A 17,959-nucleotide genomic window follows, 5' to 3' on the forward strand; every position below is an offset into this window, starting at 1 on the left:
CCGGTCGATCTTTCCCCGAAAACGCCGGAATAAAATTCCCCAGAAGGAAGCTCAGTCTTCCTTCTGTTTTTCTTTCATTCGGTAGCTTTCCCCTTTCATGTTGAAAATATGGGAGTGATGAAGCAGCCGATCAAGCATCGCTGTCGCGATTGGAATCACCCATGATTTCTCCCCATTCGCCAAAGGCTTTATTCGACGTGAGGAGAATCGGTCCGCGTTCGTACCGCCGGGCGATCACCTGAAACAGGTAATGAGCACTGCCTGGATCGAGCTTCATATAGCCCATTTCATCAATAATGAGCACCGATGGTTTGACCAGGCTGCGAATCTTTTTCTCCAGCCGGCCTTGGGCGTCTGCTTGTTGGCACTGAAGGACGAGCTCGTGCGCTGTCACAAAATACGTTTTGTAGCCATGAGCGATGGCTTCCAGCCCCAGCGAAACAGCGAGATGCGTTTTTCCGATGCCCGGAGGGCCAAGGAAAATTAGATTTTCGTTCGCCTCGATAAAGGACAAGGTGGCACATTCCTGTATACGCCGGTGATCCACCGAGGGCTGGGCCGGAAAATCAAAATCATCCAGGGTCTTTCGAAATGGCAGGCGGGCAAACTTGAGGAGGGTCTGCACCGACCGGGCATGTTTGGCTGCTACTTCTTCTTCCAGGAGGTTGTATAAAAACGTCGAATAGGCTATATTATCGGTGGAAGCCTGTTGGGCCATGGCGGACCATCGGTCCGCCGTGACCGGCAGGTTCAAGGTGCGGCACATGGCTTCAAGACGCTTGTTCATGATTGTTCTCCCCACGAGAACCGATCATAAAACGTCAATGAACGCGTGTCGACATCCAGCGAAGATAGGGAAACAGATGGCCGGTGGTCAGCCGGGGCCGTCTGTTTCTTTTTGTTGTGGTCTTCCCATCGGGAAGCCGACGGGCCGAATCGCTGAAAGGAAACCGGTGAGCCCTGACAAAACATCGACAGGTCGCCATGAAGCGTTTCTTTAATCAATATATCGTTGCCCGCATAGGCGGAGGGAAGCATCCATTTCTCTCCCCGGTAGGACAGCGAGCCATCCCAGTGCGATTTTCGGTACGTATGATAACTGGTATCGTATCGTTTCACGGTATGTATCGGCTGCAGCTGTTCCTCGGCCCAGCGTTCCTGCGGCGAAATCCCCGTTGTTTGATGGATCTTCCGATTGCCGGTCTGATCCAGCCACCGTAAAAGCTCCAGGTTCGTCTGATCCAGGGAAGTGATCGGTCGGCCCTGAAGAAAATGGTTCTGCAGGTATTGAATCGATCGCTCCACCTTGCCTTTCGTCTGGGCCCGGTAGGGCCGGCAGGCCTTCGGAATAAACCCGTAATAATCGGCAAAGGCCGCGAATCGTTCATTCCACAATACCCGCCCCTGATCCCGTCCATGGACTACCGTCTTCATATTGTCGAACAGAAGGTGCTTTGGGATGCCCCCAAAATACTCAAACGCCCGAAGGAGCCCTTCCATCACATGTTCCAGGTCCTGTTTGTCGGTTAACCAGGCATACTTCATTCGCGAATATCCGAGAATCACCACGAATAACGACAGTTTGCGTTGCTTGCCGTCGATCTCCACCAGCCCAACATCTTTCCAATCCACCTGCATCTGTTCCCCCGGCCGCGTTTCATACCGCATCGTATATTTCTTTTTCGCGGCAGCCCGGTAGGGCTTCATGTAATCCTTCAGAATGGTAAGCCCACCGCGATAGCCCTGCGCCTCAATTTCTTCGAACAATTTCACACTATTCCACACCTGATCCTCCAACATACGCTGGTCCAAATAGGATTTGTAGGGATCGAGTTTACTGGCTTTCTGTTTCCGTTTGGATGATACCGGTGCTGACGGAGCCGAGAGTATTTACGTACCGTTTTGCGATCCATGTGAAGCTCTCTGGCAATATCGGAGATCGACATCCCCCGTTCTTTCATTTCCTTAATCATAAAAAATTCCCCTTTCGTTTTCACAAACCACAGCACTCCTTTCTCAGCTATGGTTTGTATTCTACGTGGGGAAATTTATTCCGGCTATAATGGGGAGTTTATCATCGGCTTTAACATTTTCATGAACCCATCCCCCTCAAAGTGTATTACCAGCTTTTGAAAGTCGTGTATGTAGAATTTATTAAAGCGTTTTCAAAAGTTAGTAAAATAAATTAATTAACTTAGTATTTATTAAACAGCATTTTGTAAGCGGTGTCAATGAGATTATTTATGCCTTGATTCATTAAAATTGGATAATTTTCTTTTATGTAAAATAGAAAAGAAAAGCCCAAAATAAGGACTTCTCTTTAAAAATTATATTATGAAGTTTTTCTTTCTTCTCTATTTTTAGAACGCATGCTTTTTTTCGAAACTGTTTGATTTGAGGACTTCTCGAATTCTGTTTCTTTCATAGTAGGAACTACACCTAATATAGGCAATTCTAGTTCTTTTTCTATATCCTGCTCAGTTTTTATTGATCTATCTAAAAATTCAAGTAAGAACGCGATTCCCGCTCCTATTACTAAACCAATCACTGAAGCGATCGTTAAAATCAAAATTGGCTGTGGAGCAACTGGGGCTCCCTCGTTTGCTAATTGTGCCTCAGATAGTACACTAACATTGTCTACATCCATGATATTAGGAATTTCTTCCTCAAATGTTTGAGCTAAATTATTAGTTAAAGCTGAAGCCATTTGAGGGTTAGAATCCTCAATACTGACCGTCGCGACTTGGGATTCTTCTTCTGATGTCACTTCAATTTTAGAACGTAACTCTTCTATAGAGCCCTCAAAGTTTGTATTTTCGATTACCGGTTCTAATATAGTAGGACTAGTAATAATAACATTATATGTACTAATTAAATCTCTACTAGACTGAAGTTCTGAAGAAGAAACAGTGTCACTTTCATTTTGAGATTGATTAACTAGAATCTGAGTTGATGCTTCATACTGCGGGGTCATTACAAAAAATGTAACAAATGCGCTTGTAAGTAGCGCTACAAGTGTTATGGCAATAATAAGTTTAATACGTTTTTTTAGGGTTTGAAGTATTTCTTTAATATTGATTGTCTCTTCCATAGGTTCCTCCAAAATATTACTTTTTCTATCAATAAATTTAGTTTACCACAGTCTAGTTTTAAATCCGATAATATATTTTCAAAAAGAAGATCGCAATTGCAGTTTATATCTATTCTTTCTTAAAACCTTTTGAACTAATTATTCGAGTTAATTTATTTGCTCTCTTGATTTACTGCGGCGTTTGAAAATGTAAATGACTGGGTTTGCTGCTCTTTGCGATTTTCATAATTAACGCTAATCACTATTAATACGAACAAGAAAAAATATCTAAAATCGAAGAGACTGCCCGAAAACATTGAAACAATTATCATATAAAATGGGAGCACACTGAACACGGAGTTATACTTGTTTTTTTGAAAAGTAATTGGAAATAAAGCAAAGAGCAACAAAACTGTTAATAACACCAAAGCTAAAATTCCAGCTTCTAAAAGGACTTCTACTATAATATTATGTGCATAAGCCCCGTCAAAGTTAATAGCATAACTGTCTAATCCGCTACCTAAAATAAAATTTTGTTTAATTAGTTCGAAGGAATTTAAATATATGGTGTCCCGTCCTGAATAATATATATTTTCTACAAACAATTTTATAAAACGCTCATTAAATACTTCAATTGCCAGATTAAATACCGGAAAAAGGACAGGGAGAATTAATATTATGATTATCAAATGTTTTATTGAAAATGAACGCAAATATTCTTTTTCTCTTAGTATGATAATAAATAAAAACGCTAAAGTAATAAAAGCTCCTAACATCCCGCCTCGGGAACCCAACATTATAATGCTTAATAATTGTAAGAGAGCAAATATTAAGTACATATTTTTTTTAGATTGAAAAAATATGTACACACTAGCAACTAAGGAAAAAAAAGCGATTCTAGTAGCTACGTTGGGGCCGCTTATACCGACTCCTCCACCTTCGTTTCCTGTAAAAAAAGAACCTACAAGAATCAAAAAATACAGCATCCCTATCCATATTAGCAACTTGGCAAAAGGATTTATCAAAATTTTAGAATTCTCGACTAATTTAAAGGTCACAAAAATAATTGAAATTATAATAAACATGATCAAAATGTCGATGAATTTTAACACTGAAAATATTTTATCTTCGCTTTGGAAGAATGAAAATAGCGTTACTACAATAAATATATAAAAGATAAAATAAAATAAATTATATAAATTACCTTTATAATAGATTTTCTTGTATGTAATGATTGTTAAAATGAAAATTATTATATTTATTAATGAAAATATATATAATAATTTAATTTCTGGGAGATTTTCATTAATTCTACTTAATGAAAAGTCTCCTGCAAATAAAGTCAAAAAACATGAAATAAACAATAATTTTCTTAGATCAAAATTTATACTCATTTTCTCACCTTAAATCTTTTAATAATGTTCAAAATAGTTTTTATTTCAAAACTAAAAACTATTAATATATAAATTATTAATCCTCCTGAGCATTGTACAATAAATCCCAAAATTTCTGATTTAATACTAATAAAGCTCGAAATACCGAACCTCATAATTATGTAGGATACCAAAAACATTATTAAAGGTTTTAACAATGATAAATAGAGATCAAATAATTTCATTTTTAAAGTTTTCGCTATGCTGTACAAAAAAAAGTTATCCAAAATTAAAGAATGGACTAATATTAATATAGCTGTAGTTAAAAGGCTATATTGAGTGCCAATAACTAATACTAATATTAAAAAAATTAAAGACCATAGATTGAATTTAAAGTCTTTTTCTGGAAAACCTATACCCTGAAATACAAAACCTATCAATGTCGATAAAGATGACGTTATGCCTACTATCATCAAAACTTGGAGAATAGGTATAGCTTCTTTCCACTGTTCTCCATATACTATCAAAATAAACTCTTCAGCGAAAAATACTAAGCTTAAGCAGAATGGGATGATAAAATACATTAGCGTAACGATAACACTGAATAATTCTTTACTATTTTTTGAATTATTTTCTTTTTGTTTACTAACTCGGGGTAATAACACTTTTCCAATAGATCCTGATAAATAAAACCTAGCTACTGTGCTCCACTGGAAAGCTATAGAATAAATCCCTAAGTTTCTATCCCCAAGTATAGACCCAATTAAAAAATAATCAACATTATTTCTACTAAAATTAGCAAATTTAGCTCCTAATACATTTACGCTATATCTCACTATTTCTTGAAAGGAAGACCAATTGAAAAAACCAGTAATTTTTATTCTTTCAACATATAATAAGAAAAGACTTTGTATAGCTGGTCTAAATATAACCCTGGAAGCTACTGCAAAATAATAAGCCTCCAAAAAAAAGAGGAAAAAGGTTATGGCTACGCCTACCAATTCCGCTAAAATATTGATTTTAGCTATAGTATTAAATTTATTCTTTTTCATTAGACTTGCACGGCTAGATATCCCTAGTGAACCTAATATTAGCCCTATAGTCGAAAAATATAGTATATATTCTATATTACTGTTACCAAAAATATTAGCGATATTTTCAGCAAAAACAGCTACCAAGATGCAAAAGAGTATAGAGATAAAGATATTAGCAAAAAATACAGTATTTCTAATAGAAGAAGTAACTTGGTCTTTATAGATAATAAAAGAACTAAATCCAGCTTCTTGAATAGTTATTATTAACACAATGAATATTATAGCTGCATTTGCTCCGCCAATAATTTCTGGATTAAGGAGTCTGGCTAACACCACCATAGTTAATAATCCTATCAACTGCACACCGATATTACCAAGAATACTCCATAAAGAGCTTTTTAAAAAATTCATCATTCCACCTATTCTAGCTTTACTTCAAATTAATATAATATATCATTGAAAATCTTTTAGGAACTAAGTGTTTTTATGCTTTTTCCCAATAGTTTTAAACATTTTTCCTGGGTAAAACTCTTATAATTTTGGCTAATACCTAGATTCATCATTCGAAACAGTTTTGGTTTTTCATCAAAGCAAAAAATCCCTGAATAAAGCTAATGTGTCCGTCTCCTTACAGTTAAATTAAATTGATCTTATTATGAGAGCCCGCCTTGAAATGGTCTAGATTTTTGGACCCTTCTCCTCGCTTTTTTATTCGCGGGCACTTATTCATTGCTGACAAGCTCTCTCCACCTGAGTGCTTATATAAAATCCTGCTGTTGTCTGACGACGGCTTTCACATGAAAATAGTTGACAGTTGTCCGAAAAGATAAGTAGCGCTCCACCAAATAGACTTTGGAATGGACCACCTCATAACATTCTTTTGTGAGCAATTTTAATAGCATTTGCTTTTTATCTAAGAATACCAAGATAATTTTTAAAACATTACACACTTTATATAGTTCAAGTAATATATAAATCTGCTTCAGGATTCTTAATTAAGTGTATTAAATCTGTCTAAGCGCTATACTTAATAAATATATGTTGATATATGACTACCTATTATAACAAAATTCTTGAACTCCATTAGTTCTCCTAAACTATTATGGTATTCGCTAAATAAAATTCACCTTGTACTCTCTGCTTTTTCCCAAAAAGGTTTAGATTTACCAGTGATTTTATTGTAAGTCCCTATTAACTGGGCAATTAAAGTTAAAGAATAATAGTAAGGAAAATGAAAAATTTTATTCTCAACTTTAAATATTTTTTTTGCCAAAGCTAGTAAATAAAAGGATATCTGAAAAATAAATGTAATTAAATATACAAAGTGCTCTCCTAAAATCATTAAATTCGTTATTACTAATAATATATGAAATATGAAAAGCATTTGTCTACAAGCTCGATGTCCAAAATAAAAATAACTATACCATCCATATTTGAATAGATTATATTTTTTTGGGTCTTTATACAGTAAGTTTATCCCTCCGCGAAACATTCGGATTTTTCTTTTAAATTCATCCTCATTAGTTTCTCCTGCTTTTTCATAGGCCACAGCTTGTTCATTAAATAAAGCTTTTTTATGATTGAGTGCAGCATACCCTGGCATCGCTGCATCATGACTTCTTATAGGATCAAAGTTTACATATTCTGATTTTTTTATAGCATAAATCGCTCCATTACCAGCAGTAATTGTCTTTAAATTTGATTCTACCTTACGCATAAATAAATCATAATTCCAATATTTGCTTTCTGCTGTACTAGCGGTAGAATCTGCGCTATTTGTATAAACAAGTTTTCCGGTAACATAAACAACTCTATTATCAACAAAGTAAGATACTAATTGAATGACTGCTTCCTTATCTAGCATTGCGTTAGAATCGCTAAACACTATTATTTCTCCTGAAGCTACTTCTACTGCTTCGTTTTGAGCGTTGGTTTTTCCCATTCTTTTTTCTACGATATATAATTTAATGTTGAAATTGGGATTCTTCTTTCGGAAGTCATTTACGATTTCATTAGTTTTATCTGTACTATTATCCGAGGAGATGATTATTTCTAGCAGTTCCTTTGGATAATTAATGTTTATTAAATTTTTTAGCTTTTTCTCTATGACATTTTCTTCGTTATGGGCTGGGATGATGATAGAAACGTTCGGTCGATAAGAGGGATCTATTTCAACTTCATCTTTCTTTATTAATTTATCTAAAAAATATAAAGAAACAGGGTAACCTATCATAGCATGAAATATTAACAATAAACTTAACCAAAAAATTATTTGTAAAATTATCAACTTGGCATCTCCTTAATTTTTCATTGTTATCAAAATTACTTTACCTGTTTATAGAAATTTGACTTCATTATATTTCATCATATAATTTCCTTCTTTATATTCTCCAATTGATACATCATTTTTTTTATTTTTCAAATTGTTAACAATCATTTTGGGTACATTCATTCCGTTTTTATAGGCATGAGGGAATCCACCTCCAAAACGAGGATTCACTTCAGATATATAATATTTTCCTCCTACTTCAAAAATATCAATGTCTATAATACCTATATAACCTGCTTTTTCAATAAGTACTTCTACTAGTTCGAAAATCTCTTTATTTTTAATTGAAACAGACTTATCTGTCTCCCCAGCTCTCATTTTAAGTTTTTCTTTTATAAAAATTTCCACCGGTTTTCTAGAAACCAAGTCTATATAAGCGTCAATTCCGTATTCTTTCCCTCCCATATATTCTTGTATCATGAGATTATCAAAACGGTTAAATAATGATTCAACTTCTTCTCTACAAGTCGCTCTATTAATATTCAAACTTGCACTTCCTGTTACAGGTTTTACAAAGACAGGATAGTTAATTTTTTTTTCTTCTATATCTTTAAAAAATTCTTTAGTTTTTATATAGCTTTTAATGACGTTAAAATTGTTTTCCTTTAAGAAATTAAACATTTTATATTTGTTAAAACAAGTTTCTACTGCATCTAATTCAGGGATAATAGGAGCAGTCCCAATATTTAAAAATTCTTGTTTATGCTTAGCCAAAATGCTAATTTCTGGGTCAATCAAAGAAAAAACCGCTTTTATATTATTTGCTTCGCAAATAGATAATATTGTTTCAAGATAATTTTCTTCATCTATTCTTGGAACTATAAAATGTTTATCTGCTTCATACAGGGCTGGAGCTAGCTCACTACAGTCCGTGGCTAGTATTGATCCTATCCCTTTTAATTCTTCTCGAAAGTATTGAACTATTTTATTTCTTGATCCACAACTTAAAATTAGTATGTTTGTTTCTTCGCTCATTATAACCATTCCAAATCATTAAAGTATAGAGGCGTACCGCCTGTGTGTAAAAATAATATATTTTTGTTAAATATAGATTCATTCATTATGTAATTTTTCATTCCCCAAAAAGCTTTCCCTGTATAGGTACTATCCATAGGTACACCATCGTCAATCATAATCTTTTTAATAGTTTTTAATACTTCATCGTTATAATCGCCATAACCAGAAAGTACAAAATCATCAATAAAATTAACTTCTTTTTCCATGCTTGACGACTTAGCTGGAATTTCCAAATACTCATTTACACTATCTAATACGACTTGCCCACCATAAGGATTTTTACGAGCATTACTTATTCCTATTATCTCTCTTTGATCTTTATTTAAATATTTACCACATATTAAACCAGCTTGAGTGCTCCCAGTGCCGGAAGTATGGAAAACATAATCAAAATATAAATCTTCTCGTTTCTCATATTCTAAAATTTCTTCATAGGCTCTTATATAAGACTCTGTACCAATATTTCCGTGGCCGCCACCTTGAATAAAGTATGGTCGATACCCCTGATTATTTAATTCCTGGATTTTATTCTCAATAGTAGAAGCTACTTCTTCAACAGAACATAAAGTCACATGTGCGTCAAACATTTCTACCATTCTATTGTTAAAATTAATACCTTTATCTTCCCTGAGAGAAATTATGTGGCAAGGGATTTTTTCTAATGCTGCTAAATTAGCTATAATCCGGCAATGATTAGAAGCTTTACTTCCATAGGTTACCACGCAATTACAGTTACTCTTTTTTAAGTCCTCAAAAAATAAAAAACCTTTCCTTACTTTATTTCCACCGAACGAAAAAGGTATAAGATCGTCTCGCTTGATATAAAATGAATTATCATTAACACCTTCACTTAATCTATGAATTGGTGTGTTGAAATAGTTAATATTGTTCATTTTTCCACCTGACACTCTCAAGATAGGAAGTAATATTTAACCCATACACATACCTGTCAATATATTTGTTGTTATGAACGATATCTTCTTTTAGCAATCCCTCTTTTTGGAAACCCATTTTTTCGAATAATTTTTGAGCTGGAATATTTTCTATTTCGGTAAACAAGTAAATTTTATTAAGAGAAAATTCTTGTTCACTAATTCTGATTAGAATGTCTGTAGCTTTTTGAGCCACTCCTAGACCTTTGACTTTTTGTTCACCAATACAAATATAATACTCCGCTTTTTTATTTTTTTGATCAATATCTAATAAGCCTATGATACCTACTGGTTCACCATCACATACGACAGTATAATCAGCCCTATTTTTTTTGTGTGCCAGAGTCTTATACCATTCTAAAGTTTTATCTTCTCTCAATGGCAAATCATAATGCAAAAACTTGTTGTTTTTATCATCATTGATCCATTTCACTTTATAAGGAACATCATTTTCTTCAAATTCCCTAATATCAACTTGCATGTACTCGCTCCTAACTCCTAATTAAAGATTTAATTTTATTTTTTCTCGCTTTCTAAATATATACTTTCACGAGCAAACATTTTTTTTATAGTTTTCATAATAATTTTTATGTCTAGCCAAATATTAAAATTTTTTACATACTCTACATCCATTGGTATTCTTTCTTCCCAAGACACAGAATTTCTTACTTCTACTTGAGTTAAACCAGTGATACCAGGCTTCATATTAAAACGTTGTTTTTGAAAATCATCGTATTTTTCATATTTATAAGGATGGTGAGGCACAGGTGGCCTGGGGCCTACCAAACTCATATCCCCAACTACTACATTCCATAGCTGCGGAAGTTCATCTAAGCTGGTTCCTCTTAAAAACTTACCTACATTTGTTATTCTGTCATCTTCTTCAGTTTTAACAAACAAACCACTACCAATGTTTTCAGCATTAACGACCATTGTCCTGAATTTTAAAACTTTAAACCTCTTACCATTCTTTCCTAATCTCTCTTGTTTAAATAGTAAAGGTCCTTTTGAGGAAGTTTTTATTAAGAAACCAATAATTATTAAAAATGGTGAGGAAATTACGATGCCTGCTAAGCTTCCAAAAATATCCATTAATCGCTTTGAAATTAGGTTAAACTTTTTCATTTGTGCTCACCATAATCTTTCTATAGTTGTTACAACTCTATTTAATTCTTCATCATTCATTTTTGTATCTGAAGGTAAACATATTCCTTTTTCGAATAAGGTTTCAGCTACATTTTTTCCCACAAAATTATATTTCTCAAAAAAGGGCTGTATATGCATAGGTTTCCAAATAGGTCTCGCTTCGATATTTTCTTTTTCTAAAGCTTCAATTACTTCTATTGGTTTTACCTTGCCATTTAAAGTTAAACTGGTTAACCAATAGTTAGGAGAGTCCCAGTCATTAACAGGCATAAATTCAAGCCCTTCTAACTTCTCTAACTCATTCTTATAGAAGTTGAATATGTACTTCTTTTTTTCTACTCTTTGATCTAGAACCTTTAGCTGGCCTCTTCCAATTCCGGCTGCTACATTACTAAGACGGTAGTTGTAGCCTAATTCGCTGTGTTCATAGTGTCTGGCCTGATCTCTCGACTGAGTTGCCCAAAACCTCGCTTTATTTATTTTTTCCTCATCATTGGAAACCAACATGCCTCCGCCCGAAGTAGTGATAATTTTATTTCCGTTAAACGAAAATATTCCGTAGTCTCCAAACGTGCCCGTGTGCTGTCCTTTATAATAGGTTCCTAAGGACTCGGCTGCGTCTTCTATTAGGATAACATTGTTTTTATTACATATTTCGGTAACTCTATCCATATCCGCCGACAGCCCATAAAGATGTACAACAATAACAGCTTTCACTTCTGGATATTTTTCAAAAGCTTGCTCTAGAGCGTCTGGGTCTATGTTCCAAGTCTTATAATCACTATCTATGAATACTGGCACGGCGTTTTGATAAATGATGGGATTTGCTGTGGCTGAGAAAGTTAAAGTAGGGCAAAATACTATGTCGCCATCACCAACACCTGCAGCCTTCAATGCTAAATGTATAGCCGCTGTCCCCGTAGTTAAAGCTGCAGCATGCCTACTGCCAACTTTAGCTGCTAATTCATTTTCAAACTCATTCACGTTGTTACCTAACGGCGCAATCCAATTAGTATCGAAGGCTTCCTGTACGTACTCCATTTCATAGCCTTCATCACTCATGTGAGGAGAGGAGAGATATATTTTTTCACTCATAGTTTGAAACCGTCCTTAAAAAATATTTATTTTAAAGCTGAAATGTTTTGCTTATTTTTGAATTTATTGTTAGCAATCTCTAATGCTAAGCGGGTGATTTCTTTTTTCTCTAATCTGCTGCATTTCTGTGCAAAATTAAATACTTCATTGATATTAACTTCATTTGCTTTTCCTACGTAAATTTTTGGATAGATTTGTTCTTCATGCACTTCCTCATTGCTAAGAAGCTCTTCATACATTTTTTCGCCTGGACGAATACCACTGAATTTAATACCAATCTCATCCACCGTATAACCAGAAAGCTTGATCAAGTTTTTCGCAAGATCTACTATTTTCACTGGTTCACCCATATCAAGCACAAAAATTTCTCCACCCTTCGCAAGAGCTCCAGCTTGTATAACTAATCTTGAAGCCTCTGGTATCGTCATGAAATAACGGACCATTTCAGGATCTGTAACTGTTACCGGTCCTCCATTCTGTATTTGCTTTTTAAACAATGGAATCACGCTTCCGCGGCTCCCAAGCACATTTCCAAAACGTACGGCTACAAACTTTGTTTTGCTAACAGTATCCATATATTGCACAATCATTTCAGCCAAGCGTTTGGTTGCTCCCATCACGCTTGTTGGGTTTACTGCCTTATCAGAGGACACCATTACAAACGTGTTAACACCCGAATGATCAGAAGCTTCCGCTGTATTTTTTGTTCCCAGCGCATTGTTTTTCACCGCTTCTTCAGGATTACGTTCCATAAGCGGCACATGCTTATGAGCAGCTGCATGAAAGACTACATGAGGTTTTCTGTTGTCGAAAATTTGCACCAACTTGCTTTTATCCTGAATATCAGCGATTTCTGTGGAAACATTTAACTCTGGAAGACTGTTTCTAAGCTCCATTTCAATGGAATAGATGCTGTTTTCCCCGTGCCCAAGCAGCACAATTTCTTCCGGTGAAAAGCGAGCAATTTGCCGGCAGATTTCCGAACCTATGGAACCCCCGGCTCCTGTTACCAATACTCGTTTGTTAGTAATTGAATCGGCAATACCTTCTACATCCAACTTAACAGGCTCACGTCCAAGCAGATCTTCTACATCTACGTCTTTAAACTGGGTAACCTCTACTTTACCGAGCATAATATCTTCCATGCGCGGCAGCGTTTGGGTTCTTACTTTTGTTTCAGCGCATACATTGACAATTTGGTTTAATTCTTCGCTTTCCAGTGAAGGCACCGCAATAATTATGTGCTCAATTGAAAAATTTTCTACTGCTTTCTTTACGTCTCTTATTCCTCCATAAACTGGGAGATCCATAATCTCAAGGCCCTGCTTGGAAGGATTGTCATCTAAGAAAGCCACAGGCAATAGCCCTGAACTTGCTTCCTGCGTCAACTGTCTGGCCACCATTGTTCCTGCAGAACCTGCGCCCACAATCAGTGTCTTTTTCCCGTCTTTATTGTTTGAAATGTAAGTATCCCGGTACAATCGCCACGCCATTCTAGAACCGCCAATTAGGATAACGTGCGCCATCCAGGTCATAATCAACGTACGTACGTAAAATTCCTGAAAAACTACTACCTGCATTAAAGCTGTAATAGCTATCGATATAGTGACTGCGTACACAATCGATTTAATTTCTTTTGCGCTTGCATACTCCCAAGCTTTTTTATACAGCTTAAAATAATAAGCGCAGATATGGTGAACAATCAAAAGTAGCACTGAACTTGTAACTAAGACGTTATCAACAGGGCGTATGTCAGCCGCCAGTATAAAATTGCAGATAAATATAGAAAAAATAACAATAGCTGAATCCAGACAAACTAAAGCTAGCAGCCTTTGTTTTAACCCCATGCTTTGCTCTACTCCTTCATAATAAATAATAATAAATTCTTAGCACTGACTAATATCTTCTTTAGCGGATCAGTGTGAGTTGGTTATGTTTGAAATGAATGGTATTCATTTACAGGCTTGAACTTACTAGGTTAACCTATTAAAGTATTATACATTAATTCTTTCATTATGTAATTTAGGTACATATTTTACAAACATAAAAACTGTAATTCAAACCATAATACAAAGTCATTTTCCTCTTCATTGCCAGTAATTTCAACAGCCAAGTTTAATTTCTCAGGAAAATTCCCGAACTATAACTTCATAGCGCTTCTTCTGTCCCGTGCTAACTTCATTATTTCTAACAAAATCTTCTTTTATCTAATTCACAAACGAAACCTTTCGTGAATTGTTAGATATATCTTTTCGACCGATGAATACTAAAATGATAAAAAATTAACTAAAAATCATTAAATAACAACTGAGGCAGACATATGATATTAGTGACAGAAAGTAATGGTTTTGTAGGCATGCATACAGCGGAACATCCATTGTAAGAAAGCTATGAAGTAGTCAAATTAATCACAATAATAATTACTATGATACGGATTTAAGTATAGCAGACAGGAACGCCTGGAAAAACACGACTAATTTCACTTTCACGAAATAGATCTGACCGATCCAGCTGCTCTTTAGGATAATTTTCATACATATACGACAACAACTATTACCAATTTGGTAACATCAGCCGGTCGCTTTGATGGAGTTTATCGAAACACTCGAAAAGCATCTGGGCATGGAAGCCCGGAAGGAATACCTGCCTATGCAGCCCGGGGACGTACAGGCAATGTACGCCAACATTGACAGCCTGTAGAAGGCTGTCGGGGTCAAACCTGTTACTTCGCTTGACGAGGGCATCGGCAAATTCGTGGAGTGGTATAAGGATTACTATCCGGAGTACTTTTCCGTCCAATCAGCTTCTAAAAACCAGCCTGCCGAAATTCATCGGCAGGCTGGTTTTTATATTCTATGTAATTCTATGACGGCTGCGGGCTGGCGCCCGGCTTTTCCAAATCCAGGCTGTGGACCATGATCAGCGTCTGCTCCATCTGGCATATTGTGTCCGCCGTAACAAAAGTGACTTTCATGCATTCACCAATCAGTAGCTGCTTGCCCACGTCCAGAGAGTTCTCTCCCACTTCGACAATGTATTCCAGCCCGTGCGGCGGCTGTCCCTCCGAAGCCATGTAAACGTACTGCCATTCGGTTTCTTCCAGCAGCTCCTGCAAGTGCTCCCACTGCACGTAGTTCCTCACCAGGCGGTTCATATCCTCGTACATGTAATGCTCTTTATTCACCTGGTAGTAGCGGCGGTTTTGCACAGGACGGCCGGTAATCAACTCCATCTCGCTCAGCCGCTTTAATTCCACACGTATCGCATTGGCCGAATCATTGAACTCGCGCACAATTTTTCGCAGGTACGTTTCTTCCTCGCATAAAAAAAACTTCATGATCAACCGTAATCTCGTTTTCGATGTGACTAATTGATGCAGCAATGATTTTCCTCCTCTCTCGGCAATGGCATGCACAGATATCTTCGCTTGAGCCGGAAAACACTTGCATCCGATTTCATTTCTCTTCTATTTCATCGGCTGCTTTGCCGGCATTCTAAAGGCAGCCCGGAAATTATTTTCCGCCAAACCTGGATCACAGCTCGGCGGTAAAGCTTTTCTGCCTCTGCCCGTACAGCTTGATTAAAATCACAGCCATGGTCAGCGCCCGGGCCGCCATCCCTAAAATCAGCGCCCAGCCCGCGCCTTCGATGCCAAATTCCGGCACCAGGTACAGAGAAAAGCCGGCCGTAACGGCAAAGGAAACAGCGTAAATGACCACCTGATGCTTGAACATTCTCGTCGCAAGAAGCGCGATGTTTAAAAACCCACCGGAATACCAGAAAAAAGCAGCAACGGAAGCTAAGACGAAAATGTGATGGTACGCCGCAAAGCTCTGATCGTAAATGACCGAAAGCAGAACATCTCCCCCCGCGGCGACCACGGCAACAAACGCTGCACCGAGAAGGGCTGAGAATACGAGCAGCATGCGGAGAAGCTTTACGTACTGCCCGGTATTTCTGCCCCAGTACGCCCGGAGACGCGGCAGGCACGCCTGCGACAACGCGCCGATAAACATCTGCCCGGCCATGATAATGTAGACAATCGAAGCGTAATAGCCAAGCTGCTCCAGACCGTCTGCCTGCTCGATAATCACCCGCTGGATGTTAATATTCAGCACATCCAGGGCTCCGGCAATGCCAAGAGGGAAGCCCAATACGAGAAAATGGCGGAACATCACGAGCTTTTGCCGGTTGAACTGCATATCGGCCAGCCGAAAGCGGTGGACCTTTGTTACGTTTTTCATATCCACAAAAAGCAGGGAGGCGATATTTGCTGCAGCCATCGTGCACAAGGCAGGCAGCAGGCTTCCTGTCGCCATCAGAACAATCCAGAAGCTGAGCACATTCACCGTGCCCCTGGCTATTTTTGAAAAAGCAATGTACTGCATGTTTTCTTTTTTCTGAAACAGCCCGTGGCAGATATCGCTCTGGGCTTCAAGCGCTTTAATCACGCCCATGATGGCAATAATCCACAGGAGGTTCGCTTCATAGTTCATCGCAAATGCGACTACTATTACAAAGATAAACGCGGCGTGCGACGTAATCATGCGGAACAGGTTGTAATGTTCAAAACGATAATCGTTGTCCTGGTCCGTCACCTGGATAGAACGTAAATTTAAATTGAAAAATAAAAAGAACGGAGCCGCCAGCCCGAGGGCAAGCGTATACTGGCCGGCAAGCTCTACATTGCTGAAATGAATGATTAAGGCAATCAATGCCCACTGGGAGATACCGTAAAACGCGTCCGCAAACACGACCCACGTGAAATTCACCTTCAGTGACTTAGGAGCTGCCACATCTTTACCAGCCTTCGAATTATCCGCCTGCATCCTCCGGCTCCTTTCTACCCCGCGTCCGGATACATGCCGCTCCGGGTATTTGTTTTTTCGTAATCCCTCTGCACCGTCCGGATAAAATCAACGTAATCGTTTCCGGCTTCCTTGACTGCCGGGCCCGGACGGAACAACCTCTTTTCCTCGAGCCTCTGAATGCTCTCTTTAATGCTGTCCGTGCTCCGAGGGTCAAACAGCAGCGTCTCTCCTTTTCCGTGGTGATCCTCGCCGTACGGGAGATCTGCCAGCAGCACCGGGAGCCCGGCCTGCCGGGCCTCCGTGATCGGCAGGCCGTACGTTTCCATCAGAGACGGAAACACGAGCGCGTCCATCGATGTGTACAGCGTATAGATGGCATCGTAACTGACTTTTCCCAGGAAATGAATACCCGGCTCGTCCGTGCCTTCTACGGTTAGAAACAGATCGACCGGATGCTTCGCTTCCTTGTTGTACTGCCGTGCCGCCTGCATGAGCCGTTCGTTGTTTTTGTATCGTTCCTGATTGGTCACGTAAATGAGCTTTGTGCCACTGCTTCTGGCAATGGCCTCCTGCTGTCGGGTGGACAGGGGAGCATTATGCTTTTTTAAATCCACCACCTTTGGTCGCATCACATACACGGGCGGGCAGTCCGTATACCGATTTTGCACTGCTTCTTTCATCCAGCCGGTCTGCACAAAGATCCCGCTCATTCGCGGCATTGCCCGCTGTACGAGCTTTGGCATCAGCAGCTTATACTTCAGCAGGTTCTGCCACTCCAGTTCTCCCGGTCGCACGTCGGAAAACGGAATTGGCTGGTGCATCAGGCAGTACTGCGGCTTGTGGATGCCGCCAAGCGGTGTGTTCTGCAGGGATAAAAACACATCATGCTTTTTCATTTCCCTGCGAAGGACCCGGCGCTCAAACCACCACTGGTGGAGCGGACTCTTTTTAGGCACCTGAGTCACCCGCACATCCATCCAGCTGCGCCGGTATTCCAGCAGTTCCTTCCGGGACACGTAGGCAGTGACACGGATGTTGTTTTCGCGGAAATACGTTTCCGAGCCGGCAAAGTCCTCCAGGCAGGCGGCAGCGACGCTGTAGCCGCCGCGGTCGCTTAACGCCGTTGCGTTTATAAGGATTTTCATTTCCCCA

Annotated in this window: 15 protein-coding genes and 1 pseudogene; all 16 read right to left on the reverse strand. The window is 38.2% G+C overall.

The window, feature by feature from the left end; all coding sequences use genetic code 11:
* Positions 1 to 51: 51 nt before the first annotated feature.
* The 16 genes and pseudogenes from ACTTK6_RS00905 to ACTTK6_RS00980 all read right to left on the reverse strand — a co-directional run bounded on the left by ACTTK6_RS00905 (position 52) and on the right by ACTTK6_RS00980 (position 17,952).
* Positions 52 to 159, reverse strand: a complete 108-nt coding sequence (locus ACTTK6_RS00905) for an ATP-binding protein (RefSeq protein WP_462832362.1) — start codon at positions 157 to 159, stop codon at positions 52 to 54.
* Positions 131 to 787, reverse strand: coding sequence for an IS21-like element helper ATPase IstB (gene istB, locus ACTTK6_RS00910; protein WP_462832363.1), 657 nt, complete (start codon positions 785 to 787; stop codon positions 131 to 133). Before istB ends, ACTTK6_RS00905 begins: the two co-directional genes overlap by 29 nt.
* Positions 784 to 1,997 (reverse strand): annotated as a pseudogene (istA, locus tag ACTTK6_RS00915) (IS21 family transposase). Before istA ends, istB begins: the two are co-directional and overlap by 4 nt.
* A gap of 335 nt (positions 1,998 to 2,332) precedes the next feature.
* Entirely contained in the window at positions 2,333 to 3,091 is a 759-nt protein-coding gene (locus ACTTK6_RS00920; RefSeq protein ID WP_462832364.1) for a YveK family protein, read from the reverse strand.
* 152 nt (positions 3,092 to 3,243) lie between these two features.
* Positions 3,244 to 4,044: an O-antigen ligase family protein gene (locus ACTTK6_RS00925; RefSeq protein WP_462832365.1), complete on the reverse strand. Its 801-nt coding sequence runs from the start codon at positions 4,042 to 4,044 to the stop codon at positions 3,244 to 3,246.
* Positions 4,045 to 4,460: 416 nt separating this feature from the next.
* Positions 4,461 to 5,888: an oligosaccharide flippase family protein gene (locus ACTTK6_RS00930; RefSeq protein WP_462832366.1), complete on the reverse strand. Its 1,428-nt coding sequence runs from the start codon at positions 5,886 to 5,888 to the stop codon at positions 4,461 to 4,463.
* Positions 5,889 to 6,600: 712 nt separating this feature from the next.
* The gene (locus ACTTK6_RS00935; protein ID WP_462832367.1) at positions 6,601 to 7,764 is read right to left on the reverse strand and encodes a glycosyltransferase family 2 protein; all 1,164 of its coding nucleotides are present in this window, start codon (positions 7,762 to 7,764) and stop codon (positions 6,601 to 6,603) included.
* Between the two features lie 48 nt (positions 7,765 to 7,812).
* On the reverse strand, positions 7,813 to 8,781 hold the full coding sequence (locus ACTTK6_RS00940; protein ID WP_462832368.1) for an ATP-grasp domain-containing protein: 969 nt from the start codon (positions 8,779 to 8,781) through the stop codon (positions 7,813 to 7,815).
* Positions 8,781 to 9,716 carry a 1-aminocyclopropane-1-carboxylate deaminase/D-cysteine desulfhydrase gene (locus ACTTK6_RS00945; RefSeq protein WP_462832369.1) on the reverse strand — a complete coding sequence of 312 codons (936 nt, stop codon included), beginning with the start codon at positions 9,714 to 9,716 and terminating at the stop codon, positions 8,781 to 8,783. The genes ACTTK6_RS00940 and ACTTK6_RS00945 overlap by 1 nt, the downstream gene beginning before the upstream one ends.
* Entirely contained in the window at positions 9,703 to 10,236 is a 534-nt protein-coding gene (locus ACTTK6_RS00950; protein ID WP_462832370.1) for a GNAT family N-acetyltransferase, read from the reverse strand. The genes ACTTK6_RS00945 and ACTTK6_RS00950 overlap by 14 nt, the downstream gene beginning before the upstream one ends.
* A 35-nt stretch (positions 10,237 to 10,271) precedes the next feature.
* Positions 10,272 to 10,880: a sugar transferase gene (locus tag ACTTK6_RS00955; protein ID WP_462832371.1), complete on the reverse strand. Its 609-nt coding sequence runs from the start codon at positions 10,878 to 10,880 to the stop codon at positions 10,272 to 10,274.
* Between the two features lie 6 nt (positions 10,881 to 10,886).
* Entirely contained in the window at positions 10,887 to 11,996 is a 1,110-nt protein-coding gene (locus ACTTK6_RS00960) for a DegT/DnrJ/EryC1/StrS family aminotransferase (RefSeq protein ID WP_462832372.1), read from the reverse strand.
* Between the two features lie 26 nt (positions 11,997 to 12,022).
* Entirely contained in the window at positions 12,023 to 13,843 is a 1,821-nt protein-coding gene (locus ACTTK6_RS00965) for a polysaccharide biosynthesis protein (RefSeq protein ID WP_462832373.1), read from the reverse strand.
* A 1,016-nt stretch (positions 13,844 to 14,859) separates the two neighbouring features.
* Positions 14,860 to 15,378, reverse strand: a complete 519-nt coding sequence (locus ACTTK6_RS00970; RefSeq protein ID WP_462832374.1) for a winged helix-turn-helix domain-containing protein — start codon at positions 15,376 to 15,378, stop codon at positions 14,860 to 14,862.
* A gap of 151 nt (positions 15,379 to 15,529) precedes the next feature.
* Positions 15,530 to 16,825: a lipopolysaccharide biosynthesis protein gene (locus tag ACTTK6_RS00975; protein ID WP_462832375.1), complete on the reverse strand. Its 1,296-nt coding sequence runs from the start codon at positions 16,823 to 16,825 to the stop codon at positions 15,530 to 15,532.
* Between the two features lie 14 nt (positions 16,826 to 16,839).
* Entirely contained in the window at positions 16,840 to 17,952 is a 1,113-nt protein-coding gene (locus ACTTK6_RS00980; protein WP_462832376.1) for a glycosyltransferase, read from the reverse strand.
* Positions 17,953 to 17,959: the final 7 nt, after the last annotated feature.

This window comes from Marinococcus salis, assembly GCF_054971365.1.

What these genes read in the sequence shown, in the direction of transcription:
- istB (WP_462832363.1), bottom strand. Translation starts at nt 787, where the DNA reads ATGAACAAGCGTCTTGAAGCCATGTGCCGCACCTTGAACCTGCCGGTC.
- ACTTK6_RS00920 (WP_462832364.1), bottom strand. Translation starts at nt 3,091, where the DNA reads ATGGAAGAGACAATCAATATTAAAGAAATACTTCAAACCCTAAAAAAA.
- ACTTK6_RS00930 (WP_462832366.1), bottom strand. Translation starts at nt 5,888, where the DNA reads ATGAATTTTTTAAAAAGCTCTTTATGGAGTATTCTTGGTAATATCGGT.
- ACTTK6_RS00940 (WP_462832368.1), bottom strand. Translation starts at nt 8,781, where the DNA reads ATGAGCGAAGAAACAAACATACTAATTTTAAGTTGTGGATCAAGAAAT.
- ACTTK6_RS00945 (WP_462832369.1), bottom strand. Translation starts at nt 9,716, where the DNA reads ATGAACAATATTAACTATTTCAACACACCAATTCATAGATTAAGTGAA.
- ACTTK6_RS00950 (WP_462832370.1), bottom strand. Translation starts at nt 10,236, where the DNA reads ATGCAAGTTGATATTAGGGAATTTGAAGAAAATGATGTTCCTTATAAA.
- ACTTK6_RS00955 (WP_462832371.1), bottom strand. Translation starts at nt 10,880, where the DNA reads ATGAAAAAGTTTAACCTAATTTCAAAGCGATTAATGGATATTTTTGGA.
- ACTTK6_RS00960 (WP_462832372.1), bottom strand. Translation starts at nt 11,996, where the DNA reads ATGAGTGAAAAAATATATCTCTCCTCTCCTCACATGAGTGATGAAGGC.
- ACTTK6_RS00965 (WP_462832373.1), bottom strand. Translation starts at nt 13,843, where the DNA reads ATGGGGTTAAAACAAAGGCTGCTAGCTTTAGTTTGTCTGGATTCAGCT.
- ACTTK6_RS00975 (WP_462832375.1), bottom strand. Translation starts at nt 16,825, where the DNA reads ATGCAGGCGGATAATTCGAAGGCTGGTAAAGATGTGGCAGCTCCTAAG.
- ACTTK6_RS00980 (WP_462832376.1), bottom strand. Translation starts at nt 17,952, where the DNA reads ATGAAAATCCTTATAAACGCAACGGCGTTAAGCGACCGCGGCGGCTAC.